A 16581-nucleotide genomic window follows, 5' to 3' on the forward strand; every position below is an offset into this window, starting at 1 on the left:
TCCTTTACAAAGCAGAGTCACAGCGCGGCCGCGATGGCGGCCAGCATCGATTCGGCGATCTCACGTCGACATATGAGTAAATCGGGCATCCAGACGTCTACTCCGTTATAGATGCACGGGTTCCCGTCTATGCGGCTGGCGTGAAGGCCAGCCGCGAGCGCGACGCCTACTGGAGCGCACGAATCCCACTCGTATTGACCGCCTGCGTGCAGATACGCGTGAGCCTCGCCACGCAGTACCGCCATTGCCTTTGCGCCTGCCGAGCCCATGGGGACAAGTTCAGCATTCAGTCGCTGGGCGACCCTCAGCGCCAGTTCCGGAGCGCGGGAACGGCTCACCAGAATTTTCAGGCGCCCTTCGGGCGCTGGCGGCAACTCCGGCGGCGATAACGTTCCGAATGTGACCCCACAGGCCGGAAGCGCCACAGCGCAAGCGCGGGGTTCGCCGCAAACCGTCAGTGCCACATGGACCGCCCAGTCCTCGCGCCCCTCGAGTCGTTCGCCATACTCGCGCGTGCCATCGAGCGGGTCGATGATCCATACACGATCGAGAGCTAGCCGCTTTGGATCCGGCGCGGATTCTTCCGACAGAAAGCCGTCATCTGGTCGGGTGCGAGCGAGAATGTCTGCAATCAGCTCGTTCGCCTTGGCATCGCCGACTGCGCCCAACGGTTTGCCCGCAAGCACGGCCGACGCGCGCATCGCGTTCAAGGCGCCGCCGGCCGCCGTAGCGATGTGCACTGCGAGACAGTGATCATCGTCAACCGGAAGCGCCGTGCTGACAGCGTTCATTGGACCACTCCATTGCGAGGCACCTGTTCCATCGCAGCGAGACCGGCAGGGGTGTACCAGATATGCTCGATATAGTGTCCGAGCGTCCCCCGGTGATCCGTATAGAAGTACCGGGCGGAACCACGCGACTGGCCGTCGATGACGATGGGCACGCCCGCGGCAGCCATTTCCTCACGCTGTGTTTCGAACGCCGCTTCGCTCTCGATCAGCTGCGCTATGTGATGATGGCGAATCGCGAAGCCGTCTCGAGGCAGGGCATCGCGATAGACGCGGTCGTCGCCGCACAGCGGCTCGATCAGTTCCAGCTGAAGCGACCCGACGAACGCGAGCGCGATGTTCAGCTTGCAGCGACGTCCCGCGATGGACTCTATTTCAATACCCGGCAAGCGCGCCCACGTCGGCACCTTCTGTTCTCTGCGAAAGCGCTCAATTGCCTCGTCCACATCGGTGGTGACGTACGCGATCTGCAGAAAGCCGGAAAACGGGGAAAGCGACGGCGTTTTCATCAGTGCAGTCCATAGGTGGTCATATAGCGGGAGAAGCGCTCCCTGATCGCTGCCGGTGCAAGGCCGAATTCGTCCTGCGTATATCGATGCGCGCCATAAGCGCGTTCGGGACTCTGCTTGACGCGTCGGCGCATCGCTTCCATCGTTTCGGCGGTCAGTCCGAAGCCGAAGTGGCCGTAGATACGCGTCATGGTGCCAATCGGATCGGCGTGGAAGTCGGCCTGCCTGATATCGAGGAACTGCCGGTTCGGCAAGGACGCGCGCGCCGCAATTGCCGCTTCGCTGGCGCGCGCCCAGTTATCCAGTTCGCGCCTGCCGATCTCGTGCCTGTCGACCTGCTCGCCCTCAGAAATCCGACGCGCCATCGCCAGCACGCTCGCGAGCGAAGGCAGCGCCGCCACCGGATCTCGATGTGTCTGTACCACGCATGCATCGGGAAAGACCTCGAACAGCGCGGGTAACTGCATCAGGTGTCCGGGATTCTTCAGGAGCCACGTCTTTTCGCTGTCGCGCGCACCGATGAGACTGATCGTCTTTGCCAGGTAACGATATGCAGGCAATTCGCTCTGTTCACGCCACCAGCGATCGTATTGAGGTACACGGAACGACGAGCCCCACAGATTGCTGCAAAAGCCCTGCTTGAGTATTTCGAGGCATTCATCTACCTCGTCAGCCACGATATTGTGTGCCGCGCGCATCTCTGGCGCTGACCTGAAAAAGGCCTCGAGCCCGGCCGCGGTCGCCTGGAACTGAACATGGCTGGTCCACGTATCGCGCGGAGGCCGCGGCTGCGGAAAGACCGTCAGCCATTTTTCCAAACCCTGAAATTGTGGATCAACCGAAAGCAGCTTGTGCAGCGCGGTCGTACCGGTTCTCGGTATGCCGGTGATGACGAGTGGGCGCCGCGGCGTCCGCGACAACACATCGGCATGCTTGCGCAGCCCCTCTACCAGCGTCAGGCGCGAAACCAAAGCACCGACAACAGCGTTCCACGCAAATTCCCGTCCACCCGGCGCGAAGCGCGGACCATCTTCGTCGAGCGCGTTCAAAAGCTGTGTCAGGCCCGGCCTGTACTCAGCGCTGGAGCCGAAATCCGTCAGGCCAGCGGCAGCACTCGCGCTCGCGTGAAGTTCGTCCTCCGCACCCGTGAATCGTTTCGATACTGACATCTGTAGTCTCCCGAAATCCATTCTTGTCGCTACCACCGCCGTCTCAACTGCGCACCTATGCGTCTCTCGCGCAGAAGTCTGCCGCGCTCGCTCGCGTCTACGAAGCGAGTTCCTGCCGGCAAGTGATTGCGCAACTCACAAAGCCGCACACGTTTGAGTGTCGGAACTGGTTCCGAGCTGCACCCATACCATCTGCCTATCGCAGTCCCACGATTGACGCCGCATGTATCCAGCCAGTTCAGGACACCGGGATCGCGATGAGCAATCACCGCGCGAAAATGGCCGTCGTCGTCGACGTGTGCCTGATGCCCATTGAGGCTGCTTTGGTGATCGATATAGTCAAGCGCGTTGAACAGTGTGTCGTTCAATTGCACGTTCCAGTAGCGGCGCGTCTGCGGCAGCGCGGTTTCGAGAATGAGCGCTTCGTCATCACCGAAATCGAAAATGGCCTGCCAGTACGCCTGCTTCGCGAGCCCACCGCCGAAAGCGAAAAACTCGAACTCGTTCACCTTGATTCGCGTGCGCAGTTGCTGCATATGGGTGAGCCAGCGACGTGACAAACGCTCCGCGTAGCCCATCAACTCGCCGGTACGCCTCGCGATCTCCTCGTGGCCCATCGACGGCTTCAACAGCGGGGCATCGAGGCACTCGATAGCGATTCGCGCGTCGCGTTCCCTTCCCCATGCATACGAGCGCTGGCGCAGCATGGCGAAGTCAGCCTCGCGATGCAGCTCGATCCAGTTGCCGTCGTACCCGGCAGGACGCTGCGCGCTCAACAAAATTTCGAAGCTGCCGTCATCGCCAATTTCTACGTCGTCGAGGTCGAACTGACCGAGCGGCGGATGGGCTTCATCGGTAGTGCCCATGATCCCGCGGCCGAGGTCGAGCGTCAGCAAATGCACGCTGCCGCGTTCTCCGACTATCCGGTATCGCAGGTCTCCTCGCAACGGTGCGACGAAATAGGTATCGTCGGGATTCGGCTGCAGCATGAAGACTGAGTTAAGGAAGGGCAGCCAGTCAGGATGAAACGGATCGGATTGGAAGTAGATGAAGTAGGCCAGCGAAAGATTCATCTGAAACTGCCGATACAGCTCCGCGCGCGTTTGAGGATCGCTGGGTGTTTCAGTCAATTCGAGCAGACTGTCCGCGGTTGCCAACTGGGAGAGATAGTCGCGCCAGGATTTCAGCTCAGCCATGGATTCACCATTACCTTGCAGTGCGTCGAGCGATTGCGCAAAGCCTCAAACATCTCGGGTAACGCGTCGAGAGAGACGCGATCCGTGATCATCGCGCGCGGTTCGACACAGCCCGCGTCGAACACGTTAGCGACAAGAGTGAACTCTTGCATACTGTAGGTGACAGCGAACTGAATTCGCACTTCCTTCCACACCGCTACTGCCGGGATAAATTGATCTGGCACCGTGCAGAAGCCGAGCACTACGACGTCACCCCGCGGCTTGACGCAATGAATCGCCTTCGCAATCAGATCCTTTTGCCCTGCGCATTCGAAAACGACGTCTGGTGAACCCTTAAGAGCTTCGCCAGCCAGCGCCGCCAGATCCTGCCCCTCCTCCGGAACTACGAACTCGTCCGCACCCATGTGCCGCGCAAGCGCTTCGCGGCGCAGTGAGGAAGCGGTGACGACGATGCGTCCGGCGCCGAGGCGGCGGGCCCAGAACGTCGCCGCGAGCCCGACGGGACCCGCGCCAATCACGAGCGCTTTCGCACCCGGCGTGAGTTTTGCCAACGCAACGCCGTGCAAGCCAACCGCCATTGGTTCGATCAGTGCGCCGTCCTCCATGCTCAGCGTCTTCGGGAGCCTGGTCGTTACGCGCTCGGTCACGACTGCATACTGAGCGAACCCGGCGGCGGCGCCCTTGAAATGCGCGCAAAAGTTGGGCTTGCCGGATAGACAAGTCGCACAGTGACCGCATCCTACAAACGGCAGTGCGGTAACTGGGTCGCCAACCTTCAGCTTCTCTACACCCTTTCCCAGGGCAATCACCTCGCCAGCGAATTCGTGTCCAAGTGTTGAATTTTCTGGAAGCGTGAAATGCGGAGCGTGCCCATCCGTCATGTGAAGATCCGATCCGCAAATACCGCAGCGGTGAATCTTTAGCACGACTTCTCCGGCTGCTGGACTGGGATCGGCAACACTCCTAACTTCCAGCGGCAAACCTACCCTCGTGAAATACGCGGCCCTCATCGCTCGGATCTCCGTTTGGCGTGAATGTCCTGCTCGTCACCAACATCTGTAAATCTACTTTACTGGGAAAGTATCTCGGTTAATCCTGGTGTTTGTACCGAGCGAGCACGAGAAGACAGCGCTCCAATGCGTTGCCGCGGAGCTATCGCTCGGCAAGGTATCGTTGTGGGGAAGTGGTCGATTGCCACCGGATGCGTCGGAGGCAACAAAAGACGGAGGAGAAGGCCCGCTAAGAACGCGGGCCTGTGACTGGTCTTGCGTCTTGCGCGCTTGTTGCCAGCCGAGATGGCGATGAGTTAGGCGTTGCTATCGAGACGGTGAGCACCGCAACTATGTCAGGCGCGCTCGGCACTCCGACGTGCGGCCTCTGCGTCCGCGAACAGATGCAGTTCCCGCAACAAAATCGACAGTGCCGCTCGCCGCTCAGGCGTCATATGACTGGATGCCACCCAGTCGGTGCCATACGTCCCCTCATGGAGAATGTTCGTTAAAACCTTGCGCGCCCGTGACTTCATTCGCACGAGAATTCCACGCCCATCCGCCGGATCCGGCAAGCGCTCCACCAAGCCGATCTGCTCAAGTCTGCTGACGCACTTGGTGATGCCGCCGAGCGTCATCGCCAGCGGTTTTTGCAGCTGCGTTGGAGACTGGGTATAAGGCGGCCCTGAAACCAGCAGCGCGTCCAATAGCAATAGTTCGGCTGCCAGCAGGCCTTGACTCGCAGCGGCTTCCTTGAGCGCCCGGTCGATGTGCGCAGATAGCCGTAGAAGTCGTTGCCCGATCAGATAGATGTTCGCATCCTCCGCTGGCCACTCGCGCGCCCACACTGCGGCCTGTTGGTCCAACGCATCGCCATCTTCGGGCCATGCTGACTTCTGCAACGCTACGCATTCCGTCAGGAATTGTGCTTCAGCCTGAGAACGTCTCGAATAGAACGCCTCGCCATTGTTATCGACAGCAACGTCGATCCAGCCGGCCTCGTCAAGCGCATTCAGGTGACGCGTCACCCCCACACGTGACATGTTCAGTTCACGCGCCAATGCGGCTGCGCTTTGCGCCCCCTTGCTCAGCAGCGCCAACAGTTGTCGTCTGGAAGCGTCCGCTAATGCGGCAAAAAGCGAATCTGCGGCCTTGCGAGCAGTCATGCCATCATCGATCGGTGGAGACCCTCGCCTCTCGGATCGCAAAAACGCGTGCCGAGCAAAGGGGCGATTGGCATGAACCGCAATTCGACGGCCATGCCAATGCCAGACAGGTGCCGTTTCCTGTAACGCGGGTCAAATTCGGCCCCGCTAAGTTACCAGAAAATTTGGCCAGAAAAGCACAGCGGAAAGTGACGCTTTGCTGCCCGACGTACCCCGCCCGATACGGTGGCTATTGCTGGACCAGATCGTACGCCGCAAGCGCCGCAATCTGCGTCACGCCACCGTCCACGGGTAAGCACGTGCCGGTAATGAATCGCGATTCGTCGCTGGCGAGAAACAGCGCGGCGGCCGCGACGTCCCATGCATCTCCCTCCAATGGGAGGGGCGCGATCTTGCGGCGACGTTCGCGAGCCTTATCGTCAAGCATGCTTTCCACCATTGGCGTAAAAATATGCCCCGGAGCAATCGCGTTGGCACGAACCTGATCGCGGCCGTACATCACCGCGAGTTCACGCGTAAAGCCGACCATTCCCGCCTTTGACGAGCCATACGCGGCCGACCCGTGGCTGCGGATGCCTGCGACCGAACCGATGTTGACGATGGCCCCGCCCCCGCGCGCCACGATCTTCGGCACCGCACTTCGGCTCATCAAGAATGCACTTTTCAGATTGACGTCGATCACACGGTCCCAGGACGCTTCGTCGACGTCCTGCAATCTCCCCGGCGCGCCTGAGATACCGACGTTGTTGATGAGAATGTCCAGACCTCCATACCGCTGAACGGTCTCTTCGACAATGCGCGCACAGACAGCGCCGTCCGTGACATCGCCGGTCGATACGAACGCTCGGCCGCCCGCTTCCGTGATCAGCGCGAGCGTTTCCGCCGCCCGCTCGTACTGCTGATCGACGAGACAGACGGACGCGCCCTCCGCCGCAAAAAGGCAGGCAATGGCCTTACCCGTGCCAAAACCCCGACCGAGCGATCCTGCGCCGGTCACGATCGCGATCTTGCCGCTTAAACGTTGATGAAAGATTTTCGGAACAGGCATGCTGTAATCGGTCGATGAAAGTCGATTGTCATCTTGAACGTTCGAGCGAGCACTTGCACGTTCAAGCCATAACTCGCCAGGAGGCTGCCGATGGTCGAGCTTAGTCTCGCCAGGCCAATAATGCAACATACGGTTGCATTATTGGCCTGGATCATGTCGATTCGCGCACCGTGCCGTGATCCAACAATGCCGCGCCAAAGCGTGCCGCATACGCTGTGTTCACTGCTTCGGTCTGGAAGCGGGTTTCGTTAATCGCAAAGATGAAGTATCCATACGCGAGATCGCGTCGATAGTCGTTCCACGCTTCGTCGAAATCGGGCGCCTCGACCCCGCCAATCGCCAGTTGCGAAAGATAGTGTTCGAGCAGCGACCGCTCCCATGAGCGACGGTCCTCGATATCGAGTGCGCACCCTATGTGATAGGCAACCTCGAGGCTCCAAGGCGCCCGACTGACCTGGGCATCGAAAAAACCTGGCGTCCCGTCAGCTTCGACGTACAGATTTCCCAGATGCGTATCGCCGTGAATAAGGCATACCGGTTTGCTCTTATGTTCGCGCGCAATGCGCGCGAGAGATGCCATCATCCAGTCCCGATCGTGCAGATACCGGCTTACTGCCGCTCCTCTCGGCAGCGAGATGTAGTGGGCCCAGACGTCCGGTTCGAGGTATCGGTTCTGGTATTCCAGCGACCAGTCCGAAAAGCGCTCCCCCACCCATTCGAGCCGACCGCCCTTGTCGAACTCCCGGCTGTTCCATGTTTGCGCGTGATAGCGTGCCATCGCACTCAACCGTAGGGCGACTTGTTCGTAGCCCTGCGATTGCTGGGCACGGCAAAACTGAACGTTACGCTCGCTCAGGTCCTCCATCACGACGACCGATTGCCAGGCGTCAGGATCCGTGCCTGCAAAAAAGCATCTAGGCGCGTTCATGTTGATGAACGGTAGAACGTCGCGATAAAAACGCATTTCGTTGCGATACATGTCTCTCATCGAAGGACTGTGATCCTCGAAACCGCCCTTTACGATCATGCGCGCCGGCAGCGCCATTGCCTGTCCCGCGTCGTTGTACTCGAGTGCGACGCGTACCTTGGTCGACGTACCCGGCAATACCTCCACGTGCCGGCACGAAGTTACTTCGGCGCCGGGAAAGCGGAACGCGATCGCGGAGCTTAGCCACTTTGCGGTCACTTCCTCAACAGCGACAGGCAACGCCATGTCACTTACCACACCAGATTCCGACAAGGTTCCTCCCGAAGATTGCAAACAAAAAGACGCGTGCGCATCGTCGCGCATACCTGCTCCCCGTCGCAACATGGGGAAAACCACACCTCGCCTATCGTTGCATATTTTGAATGCCGTGCATATAGTTGCTTGCAAATGCAGCTACTTTTTTGGCAGGAAATCGATGAATCTATCCGACTCCGTCACGCTCGAGCGAGAACCGGCTGGCGCCGAACTCGCACAGAGAATTGCGCCAGAGGAATACCGTACTGAAGATAGTGTCGCGTTCAAGATGAACCTGGTTCATCTTCTGCTTGGCGCGGAAATCGACGCAAAGCTCGCTGCGAGCGAGCTTTCAGCAATACAGTGGGGAATCCTGAAAGCACTGTACGACGGACGTGCTCGCACACCTACCGCCTTGTGCCGGGTGCTGCTCGCTGACAGCAGCATCATGACCCGCAAGCTCGATTCGCTTGAAAAAAGAGGATTGATCGAACGAATTCGCAGCACTTCGGACCGACGCTGTGTCGAGCTCACACTGACTGAAAACGGCCGCCAGTTGTTGCGCGGAACCCTGCCGCACATCGTCGATGCAAGCAATCGGCAGCTTCGCGGCTTCACGGTCGAAGAAGTCCGAACCGTCAAACATTTACTCGATCGGATGATCGTCAATCTGAGCTGACTAGCGATAGCAAGCTCGGAATGGACCAGCGTCTGCGCCCCAAGTCAACGCGTATCGATATTTGAAAGGAGCTTTTATGGAGCACCCCGAAACAACGGAAAGGCAACGCGGGAACCCGGCGCAGGAGCCCAGCCTCGTGCCGCTGCCGGTTCCTCACGTATACCGCGGTCGCACTGTCACCGGAAGCGCCATCAAGCACGTGTCGCGTGATCTTGGCCAAGGTTTCTGCACGCCCAGGATCGACCTTGACGACCTCGTGTGGCCGCGAGCTGAGTCAGGTCCCGCCTTCGATATGCCGATTGCGAAGGTTATCGACTTTCTTGTCGAGCTGGGGCCGCGTTTGCATCTGGACGTCAATCCGCTGATGCAGGCCGCGCTCGAGTCAATGATCAAAGTGAGTCCGCTCGGGCGACGGATTCTTGAAAACTGTTATCGCGACATTCCCAACCTTTTCGCACGCGAGGTGATCGAGGACGAGTTGCGCGTTAGTCTTGGCGACGCGCGCCTCGTCGACGGTTGGGTGGCACGCACGCTGCGCGGGCGCCCGAGTCGTCTGCGCGCGTTTGCACCGCGCCTCGTACATGTGCTCGCAGGCAACTCGCCGATGGTGGCAGCCATGACGGTCATGCGCGCGGCGCTGACGAAAGGCGTCCACCTGCTCAAGCTGCCTTCGAACGACCTTTTCACGGCCACTGCAATTCTGCGCACGATGGCCGACATCGACCCGGATCATCCCGTCACCCAGTCGTTTTCGGCTGCGTATTGGCGCGGTGGAGACGAAAATGTCGAGTCGATTCTTTATCGTCCGCAGTACTTCGACAAGATTGTCGTATGGGGCGGCGACAGCGCGGTTCGGCACGTGATGCGCTACGCTGGCCCCGGGCTCGAGCTGGTCGCGTTCGATCCGAAGGTATCTATCTCGCTGGTCGGCCGTGAAGCCTTTGCATCCGACGAGGTGCTGCGCGACGTCGCGCGTGCCGGCGCAGCCGATGTGCTGTCGTTCAACCAGGACGCGTGCAACGCGAGCCGGTATCAATTCATCGAAGGCGACGAAGACGACGCCGACCGCTATGCCGAGCAACTGGCGCTGGCACTCGGCCAGGACTTTCGCTATGGCGACGGCCAGGGCCCGCTGGTGCCCAGCGACATTCGCGAAGCGGTTGATGTGCTGCGTGAGATGGAGCCGCTCTACCGGGTGTTCGGCGGATACGACGGCAAGGGGCTCGTCATTCGCTCGGAAGAAATGGTCGATTTTCATCCCATTTGCAAAACCGTCAACGTCGTTCCCGTGGCAAGCCTGCGCGACGGTGCGCGCTATGCGACCGTCGCCACGCAAACGGTCGGCATCTATCCGCCGCACCGGGTCACAGAGGTGCGCGACGCGCTCGCGTGCGCTGGCGTGCAACGCATCGTGGCGCTGGGCGAGTCTATTTCAGATGGGGTTGGCGGCTATCCGCATGACGGCATGTTCCCGATCCATCGATTCATGAAATGGGTCTCGGAGGAATCGGGCCCGAATCCGGGGGAGACCCAATAATGCAAGCCCTTTCCACGCTGCTTCAACTCACGGATCTTCAAGACCCCTTCCGCAACGCGCCGGAAAGCCTCCATGCCGCGCAACTGCAAGCCGTGCGCGAGCGCTTCGTGCAGCGCCGGCAGCAGATTCGCATTCTCGACAAGCGAGCAAGCGAGGCCGGAGTGACGGAAGTGAAGAGCATGAGCGACGCCGTGCCATTGCTTTTTGCCGACTCCGTCTACAAGAGCTATCCCGATTCGTTCATCGAGCAGGGGAAATGGCGCCACCTCACGGCGTGGCTTCAAACGCTCACAACCCGCAAGATCGACGGACTCGACTACGGCACGATCGCCGATCTCGACGGCTGGATCCATGCGCTGCGTCGAAACGGCCACTATGTAATGAGCTCGAGCGGGACCTCGGGCAAGCAGTCCTTCATTTACCAGAGCGAAGCCGACCGCGATCTCGGCTGGCGCCTTCTCTCCCAAGGCATTCGCTGGGCGGCGAGCGGCATGCGCGATCCGTCGCGTCGCTATCCCGTGTTCCTTCTGACGCCCTCCTCCGGCTCTTACACCGGAACGGAGCGCATGGCGAAATTCGCCGAATCGATTGCGATGCCGGGCGACCTTCATTACATGTCGCATGTGCCGCAAAGCGCCGCGCACACCACGCGCATGGCGCGCATGCGGCGGGCCATCGCGGACGGCACCGTGCTCCCCAGTGAAATCGAAGCCTTCCAGAACGAAAGTCGAGAACGCAGCGAACGCGTACAAGCCGATTTCCGGCAGTTCATCGACCAACTTCTCGAACGGCGTCACGAGCCCATGTTCATCATGGGCATGATGGGCATGCTCTATCAGATCGTCGCCACGGCGCGCCAGCGTGGCATTCCCGACGCCGACTTTCACCCCGACACGATCATTAGTATCGGCGGCGGCAAGAAAGGTGCGAACCTGCCAGAAGACTTCCAGCAACAGTGCGAGCGCTTCTTCAACTTCAACGCGACCAACTTCAACGACGGCTACGGCATGGGCGAAGTATCGGGCTTTTGCCCGTGGTTTCACGAAGCGAAGGCGTGGACGGTCCCGCCCTGGCTCGTCCCGCTGGTGCTCGACTCGACCGGCGAAGAACTGCTCAATCCTGCGGACGGGAAAGGCATCGTCGAGGGACGGCTCGCCATGATCGACCTGCTCGCGGATGGGCGCTGGGGCGGCCTGATCAGCGGCGACAAGGTCACCGTGGAGTTCGGTCACGGCATCGACGGCGTGCGCACGCCCATCATTCGCGACGTGGTGCGCTACAAGGATTTGCCCGGCGGCGACGACAAGCTGTCCTGCGCGGGAACGATCGACGCCTACGTCCGCGGAGAGATCGCCGACATGACCGAGGCCCGCACCGCCAACTAAATCGATATTTCCTACTCATCTGAAGGCCAATCGACAATGACTGAAACACAGACAAGCCCAGCCGTGTGGTTCATTACCGGCGTTTCGTCCGGCTTCGGCCGTTCGCTTGCGCAGGCGGTCCTCGCCCGTGGCGACAAAGTGGTCGGGACCGTTCGGAATGACGCACAGATCACGCCGTTCGAAAATCTCGCACCCGGACGCGCGCACGGTGTGCTGCTTGACGTGACCGACGCGGCGGCGGTGCGTCGCGGCGTCGAGCAGGCCATCGAGCGCGCGGGACCGATCGACGTACTCGTCAACAATGCGGGCTACGGTCTCTTCGGCGCATTTGAAGAGGTCTCCGACGCGGAAGCACGTCAGCTGTTCGACACCAACGTGTTTGGAACGGTCAACGTGATACGTGCCGTACTGCCTCATTTTCGCGAGCGCGGCCGCGGTCATATCGTGAACTTCTCGTCGGTTGCCGGGGTGATCGGCATTGCGGGCTGCAGTTTCTATTGCGCTTCGAAGCATGCAATCGAAGGGCTTTCGGAATCGCTCGCTCGTGAACTGAGCCCGTTCGGGATTCGTGTGACCGTGGTCGAGCCGGGTGGCTTCCGCACCAATTTCGCGGGCGGATCGCTGAAGTGGAGCGAGGTCGAATCACCCGTCTATACGGAGACCGTGGGCAAGATGCGTCGTTACATGAGCAGCTACCACGGCACGCAAACGGGCGATCCGGCGAAGGCTGCCGACGCCATCGTGCGCGCGGTTTCCGCAGACGTCCCACCGCTGCGGCTACCGCTAGGTCCGGACGCCGTCGACCTCGTTCGGAAGAAACTTTCGTCCGTGCAACACGACCTCGAAGCCTGGCTCGACGTGTCGAGTTCCACCGACTTCGACCACTGACGCCTGGCAACTCATAGCCCTGGAGACGACATGTCCGCTTTGGACCCGTTCTATGCAATGCTGCGCGGTGAAAGCGACCCGTTTCGCAAGCACCCCGAGAACCTTCGCGAGCTGCAGCTCGCTGCCATGAAAGAGCGCTTCGCCGAGCGCCGCGAACAGATCAGGCTACTGCGTCGCAGAGCGGAAGATGTCGGCGTCAACGAGGTGACCCGCCATGAAGATATGGTGCCCCTGCTGTTCGCGCATCAGATCTACAAGAGCTACCCCGAGTCATTCATCGACAACGGCCGCTGGAAGCATCTTTCGGCATGGCTGCAAACGCTATCGAGCAAACGGGTGGCCGAAGTCGATCTGGACGGCTTGGACAACGTCGACGCATGGATGGACCGTCTGCGCACAGCGGGACACCATGTTTTCAGCTCGAGCGGCACATCCGGCAAGTGTAGCTTCATCAGTCAGACGCAAGCCGATCTCGACAATGTCACCGAGTCGTGCGTGAAGCTGGGCGTCTACGGCAACGCAATGATCCGAAGAGATTTCGGCAAGCGCCCGGCTTTCCTCATGATGCCGCCTGCCGGCGCGCATCGGCATATCGAACCGGTACTGAACGCAGCGCAACGGCTCGGCGCGGAAACCACGCTGATGTTCGACGAACCGGTGCTCGCATCCGCAACGATTTCGATGGGCCGCATGCGCCGCGCAATCGCCGACGGCTCCGCGAAACCGAGCGAGGTCGCGGCGTTTCAGGAGCAGGCGGTGGCGCGCCAACGTCATACCGGCAAGATGATCGACCGGTTTCTCGACAAGCTCACCGCGCAGCGCGAAGTTCCGGTGCTGGTCCAGGGCAACTGGTCGTTGCACTGGACGCTCGTCGAGCGCGCCCGTCAGCGCGGCAGCGCCGATGGCATCTGCCATCCGGATACGGTAATCACCACCGGCGGCGGCTTGAAGGGCACCTCGGCCCCCGCCGACTATCGGGAGCAAATCATCCGCTTCTACGGTATTCGTGCCGAGAACGTCCAGAACAGTTATGGCATGTCCGAGATGATCGGAACCGGCCCCTGGTCGGAAGTTGCGCAGGGTTATGCAATCTGCCCGTGGATCGTCCCGTTCGTTCTCGACAAGGCGGGAGAGCAACTGCTGAATCCTTCGGATGGACTGGGCGTCGTTGAGGGGCGCTTCGCGTTTTTCGACCTGCTGGCCGAAGGATACTGGGGTGGTTTCATCACTGGCGACAAGGTCGTGGTCGACTTTTCACCGGCGGGGAACACCGACGGCCTGCAAGGGCCGCTGGTCCGTCAAGTCGGCCGCTACGCCGATCTCGAGGAAGGCGAAGACAAGCTCTCGTGCGCAGGCACGATGGAGTCGTATGTACGTGGCATGATCAACGTTTGAGCCCTGCTGCGCGCGGTCCGAGCCCCAGGGGCGCCATTACTGGCGCCCCCTTGGGCTCATGAGTATACTGATGTCCTGATTCCGACATCAAACACTCCCCGATGTACAAACCTATGTCAGTTCAGGCTCCCAACGGAGCCTCGCGGCTCGCTGCGGCGGACAAACCTCGAACGGCTGGCCGGCCCACCCACGACGATGCGGTTCAGTTGCGCGAGCGGCTGCTCGACGCCGCCAAATCCGTGTTCATCAGAGAAGGTTTCGGCGCCGCCAGGGTCGAGGAAATCGCATCGCTGGCTGGCGTCAGCAAAACGACCGTGTATCGCCAGTTCGGCACGAAGGAAGAGCTTTTTCGCTCCATCGTCTGGCGCGGGATGGCCGATCTGCGCGGCAAGATCTCGGAGCACCTGGAACCGGGCCGCGATTTTTCGACGAACATGGCATCCCTTATCGATGCGCTCGTCGAACACATGGCAATACCGGACAGCATGCACACTTCACGCATGGTCATTGGCGAGGCGATTCGCTTTCCCGATGTCGCAAAGCAGTTTCTGCAGTTCGTGGTGACGATGCTGGAGCCGCTAACCGGCGTTCTGGAAGCCGCCGCGCTCAGCGGCGTGATCGCCATCGACGATCCCTCGAACGCGGCGCGCGATCTTCTCACACTGGTCACAGGCGCGCCCGAAGTGCACCTCGCGGTTCAGACCACTCGTTCCGAACGGAAACGCCGGGCTGAGCGGATTCATCGGCTTCTGTTGACCGCGTGGAGGTACCGTGCGGCACTGGATAAGGTTCGAGCCCGGTCAATGCCGTAACGTTCGCGCGGCCATCCAGGTCTCGCCGACGCACTAGCTGTCAATTTCACCCATCACCTGGAATTGCCCCGACACCTGGGCGATGCATTTCGCATTCGCCCAGATCCGGCAGTCGGAGAAAATCACGCGCTTTCCCGAACGTAGAACGTCGACGTGTGCTTCCACCCAGTCGCCCGGCTCCGCGTTCCCCATGAAATTGACCGTCAAGCCCGTCGTCAACACCCTGACGGCCGGTTGACGCGAATACTTGCTCGCCCACGTGATGGCGGTGTCTGCCAGCATGCAAACAGCGCCCCCGTGCATCATCTGGCCAAGGTTGCGATGCGCTTCGCGAACGTACATGCCGACGACGTGTCCGCGTTCGCTCTTGCGAAAGTAGGTAGGTCCGAACATCCGATGGAAGGGACCGAACTCCGGCATCAACGCAAAGCCCTCCGGGATGAGCTTTGCGCCGCTCTCTTCGAGCGCGTCTGCCGCCAATGAGTCTGCTTGCTCCAATGCAATCCTCCTGTTCAACGCCGCCGGCGAGACGGCGCCAATATCTGCTTTTTCATCGATAGAACATAGCGTATCATTATCCGCACGCAAGTCAACTATGTGAATTACCAATGAATACCACTTCGCTCTTTTCGCCTCTCACTGTGCGCGGGGTCACGCTTGCCAACCGTATCGTCATGTCACCCATGACTCGCGGCTTTTCGCCGAACGGATTGCCCGGTAGTGACGTCGCCGCCTACTACAAGCGGCGTGCGCAGGGCGAGACAGGCCTGATCATCACGGAAGGCGTCGGCGTCGATCACCCCGCGGCGCTCGGCGAAGCCGGACTCGGAGAAAATTCGATTCCCGTGCTCGCCGGAGAGGAATCAGTTGCCGCGTGGCGACGCGTGACGGACGAAGTTCACGCTAGCGGCGGAATCATCTTTCCTCAGTTGTGGCATATGGGACCCATGAAAGAGGCGAATACGGGCCCCTTCCCGGCCGCCTCGCCACTGCGCCCATCGGGACTGTGGGGACCGGAAGGACGAATGACATCGCTCAACGCAGGTTACATGGAGCGCGTCATGCCGCCAACTCGCCCGATGACCGATGCCGAGATCGCGGACGTCATTGCAGCCTATGGTCGAAGCGCGCGCTATGCGACGGCCGCCGGCTTCGACGGCATCGCGATTCACGGAGCTCACGGCTATCTGATCGACGCTTTTCTGTGGGCGGAAACCAATCAACGCACGGATCGATGGGGCAAGGATCTCACGGCGCGCAGCCGCTTTGCCGCCGAAGTTGTCCGTGCCATCCGCGAAGCGATCGGCGCGACGATGCCGATCACGTTCCGCTTCTCCCAGTGGAAGCAGCAGGATTTCCGCGCGCGTCTCGCCAACGACCCGCACGAACTCGAGCACATTCTCGCGCCGCTCGCGGATGCTGGCGTCGACATCTTCGAGGCGAGCACGCGCTATTTCAACCGGGCGGAATTCGCGGGCTCAGAGATGAATCTCGCCGGTTGGGTAAAGAAGGTAACCGGCAAGCTTTCGATGACTGTTGGTGGGATCGGCATTAACAAGGGCTACTACGATTCAATGGCCGGGGCCGCGACAGCGGCGCAGCCCGACCTCACTGCCCTGCTCGATCGTTTCTCACGCGGCGAGTTCGATCTTGTTGGCGTGGGACGCTCGCTTCTGCATGATCCGAACTGGGCGCGGCGCGTACGGCTTGGCGAGCCGTTCCTCGGGTTCAGCAACGACTCGCTCGCACACCTCACCTGAAGCGCGATTTGCAGTCGGCGCCGTTGACTCCGGCGTCA

Annotated in this window: 16 protein-coding genes; 7 read left to right on the forward strand and 9 right to left on the reverse strand. The window is 60.6% G+C overall.

Features of this window, described 5'->3' with window-relative positions:
- Nucleotides 1–17: 17 nt before the first annotated feature.
- From HDG34_RS20410 to HDG34_RS20445, 8 genes are all read right to left on the reverse strand, one after another.
- Nucleotides 18–791, reverse strand: a complete 774-nt coding sequence (locus tag HDG34_RS20410; protein ID WP_184050338.1) for a 3'(2'),5'-bisphosphate nucleotidase CysQ — start codon at nucleotides 789–791, stop codon at nucleotides 18–20.
- Entirely contained in the window at nucleotides 788–1297 is a 510-nt protein-coding gene (locus tag HDG34_RS20415) for a VOC family protein (protein WP_184061911.1), read from the reverse strand. Before HDG34_RS20415 ends, HDG34_RS20410 begins: the two co-directional genes overlap by 4 nt.
- Nucleotides 1297–2346, reverse strand: a complete 1050-nt coding sequence (locus HDG34_RS20420) for a sulfotransferase (RefSeq protein WP_260321259.1) — start codon at nucleotides 2344–2346, stop codon at nucleotides 1297–1299. Before HDG34_RS20420 ends, HDG34_RS20415 begins: the two co-directional genes overlap by 1 nt.
- 149 nt (nucleotides 2347–2495) lie before the next feature.
- Complete coding sequence (locus HDG34_RS20425) at nucleotides 2496–3662, reverse strand: DUF1214 domain-containing protein (RefSeq protein ID WP_184061912.1); 1167 nt, start codon at nucleotides 3660–3662, stop codon at nucleotides 2496–2498.
- Nucleotides 3650–4588 carry an alcohol dehydrogenase catalytic domain-containing protein gene (locus HDG34_RS20430; protein ID WP_311734814.1) on the reverse strand — a complete coding sequence of 313 codons (939 nt, stop codon included), beginning with the start codon at nucleotides 4586–4588 and terminating at the stop codon, nucleotides 3650–3652. The genes HDG34_RS20425 and HDG34_RS20430 overlap by 13 nt, the downstream gene beginning before the upstream one ends.
- A 419-nt stretch (nucleotides 4589–5007) precedes the next feature.
- Entirely contained in the window at nucleotides 5008–5817 is an 810-nt protein-coding gene (locus HDG34_RS20435; protein WP_184061914.1) for an ArsR family transcriptional regulator, read from the reverse strand.
- Between the two features lie 229 nt (nucleotides 5818–6046).
- The gene (locus tag HDG34_RS20440) at nucleotides 6047–6994 is read right to left on the reverse strand and encodes an SDR family NAD(P)-dependent oxidoreductase (RefSeq protein ID WP_260321260.1); all 948 of its coding nucleotides are present in this window, start codon (nucleotides 6992–6994) and stop codon (nucleotides 6047–6049) included.
- A gap of 22 nt (nucleotides 6995–7016) precedes the next feature.
- A complete protein-coding gene (locus tag HDG34_RS20445; RefSeq protein ID WP_260321261.1) occupies nucleotides 7017–8156 on the reverse strand; it encodes a phosphotransferase in 1140 nt (379 codons plus the stop codon).
- 112 nt (nucleotides 8157–8268) lie between these two features.
- Between HDG34_RS20445 and HDG34_RS20450 the strand changes: the two genes are divergently transcribed.
- The 6 genes from HDG34_RS20450 (at nucleotide 8269) to HDG34_RS20475 (ending at nucleotide 14783) form a co-directional block, all read left to right on the forward strand.
- Nucleotides 8269–8766, forward strand: a complete 498-nt coding sequence (locus HDG34_RS20450) for a MarR family winged helix-turn-helix transcriptional regulator (RefSeq protein ID WP_184061915.1) — start codon at nucleotides 8269–8271, stop codon at nucleotides 8764–8766.
- Nucleotides 8767–8842: 76 nt separating this feature from the next.
- On the forward strand, nucleotides 8843–10303 hold the full coding sequence (locus HDG34_RS20455; protein WP_184061916.1) for an acyl-CoA reductase: 1461 nt from the start codon (nucleotides 8843–8845) through the stop codon (nucleotides 10301–10303).
- Nucleotides 10303–11688, forward strand: coding sequence for a hypothetical protein (locus tag HDG34_RS20460; protein WP_184061917.1), 1386 nt, complete (start codon nucleotides 10303–10305; stop codon nucleotides 11686–11688). Before HDG34_RS20455 ends, HDG34_RS20460 begins: the two co-directional genes overlap by 1 nt.
- A gap of 36 nt (nucleotides 11689–11724) precedes the next feature.
- Entirely contained in the window at nucleotides 11725–12576 is an 852-nt protein-coding gene (locus HDG34_RS20465; protein ID WP_184061918.1) for an oxidoreductase, read from the forward strand.
- A 30-nt stretch (nucleotides 12577–12606) separates the two neighbouring features.
- Nucleotides 12607–13971 carry a hypothetical protein gene (locus tag HDG34_RS20470; RefSeq protein ID WP_184061919.1) on the forward strand — a complete coding sequence of 455 codons (1365 nt, stop codon included), beginning with the start codon at nucleotides 12607–12609 and terminating at the stop codon, nucleotides 13969–13971.
- A gap of 113 nt (nucleotides 13972–14084) precedes the next feature.
- The gene (locus tag HDG34_RS20475) at nucleotides 14085–14783 is read left to right on the forward strand and encodes a TetR/AcrR family transcriptional regulator (protein ID WP_260321262.1); all 699 of its coding nucleotides are present in this window, start codon (nucleotides 14085–14087) and stop codon (nucleotides 14781–14783) included.
- 33 nt (nucleotides 14784–14816) lie between these two features.
- On the opposite strand, the gene HDG34_RS20480 is transcribed toward HDG34_RS20475, so the two are convergent.
- Entirely contained in the window at nucleotides 14817–15392 is a 576-nt protein-coding gene (locus HDG34_RS20480; RefSeq protein ID WP_260321263.1) for a PaaI family thioesterase, read from the reverse strand.
- Between HDG34_RS20480 and HDG34_RS20485 the strand changes: the two genes are divergently transcribed.
- Nucleotides 15392–16543, forward strand: a complete 1152-nt coding sequence (locus tag HDG34_RS20485; protein WP_184061920.1) for an NADH:flavin oxidoreductase — start codon at nucleotides 15392–15394, stop codon at nucleotides 16541–16543. The two genes, HDG34_RS20480 and HDG34_RS20485, sit on opposite strands and share 1 nt — an antisense overlap.
- Nucleotides 16544–16581: the final 38 nt, after the last annotated feature.

Source organism: Paraburkholderia sp. HC6.4b (assembly GCF_014200875.1).
GTDB classification, from domain to species: domain Bacteria; phylum Pseudomonadota; class Gammaproteobacteria; order Burkholderiales; family Burkholderiaceae; genus Paraburkholderia; species Paraburkholderia tuberum.